Source organism: Amycolatopsis sp. SID8362, assembly GCF_010550475.1.
Lineage (GTDB): Bacteria > Actinomycetota > Actinomycetes > Mycobacteriales > Pseudonocardiaceae > Amycolatopsis > Amycolatopsis eburnea.
The window spans coordinates 1-632 of the sequence record NZ_JAAGNB010000220.1 but is presented as its reverse complement, the minus strand read 5'-3'; the positions used below and the strand labels follow the sequence as shown (position 1 = coordinate 632).

Annotated in this window: 1 pseudogene; it reads right to left on the bottom strand. The window is 77.8% G+C overall.

Annotated features, from left to right (window positions below):
* Positions 1-590, bottom strand: a pseudogene (locus tag G3I65_RS07565) (phage tail protein); the annotation flags it as partial.
* Between the last annotated feature and the right edge of the window lie 42 nt (positions 591-632).

The window sequence follows — 632 nt, the reverse complement described above, 5'->3', positions numbered from 1 at the left end:
GGGGACGGCGCCCGCAGCGGCGGGTGGTACACCGCTGCCGCGGCGAGCAGCACCTCGTCGCCGAGACCGGCCAGCGCGCGGACCCACTCCGCCACGTCGTCCACTGTGGACACGCCCGGCGGCACGTCCAGCAGCACCAGCCGGTCCAGCAGCGGCGCCACGACCCCGAGCAGCTCCAGCACCAGGTTCGTGTGGTCGGTGCCGGTGAGGTCGGCGCCGAGGTCCGGGAGGGCCACCAGCGCCGGCTCCGGCAGGTCGGCCTGCGCCGCCACCGCGTCGGCGTAGTCGTTGCGCCCCGGCGGGCTGTCCGTGCCGCCGGTGAGCGTGAGGTCCCAGGCCAGCGAAATCGGCGCCCCCGCGGGGATCGGGCTCGCCGGCCCGTCCGGGCGCAGCGGCAGCACCCGGATCAGCCGGGACGCGGTGAGCCGGCCGGCAACCTCGCCGGGCGCCATGCCCGCGAAGGTTTCCGCCGGCTCGCCGGGTACGAGCACCCGCACGGTGACCGTCGGCGGGCCCGCGACGCTGCTCGCCGAGTACCGCACGGCGACCCGGCCGCCGTTCGCCCACGCACCGGGACTCGCGGCCACCACGCGGAAGTCGTCCGTCCACTGTGCACCGGCGGGTGCGGCGGG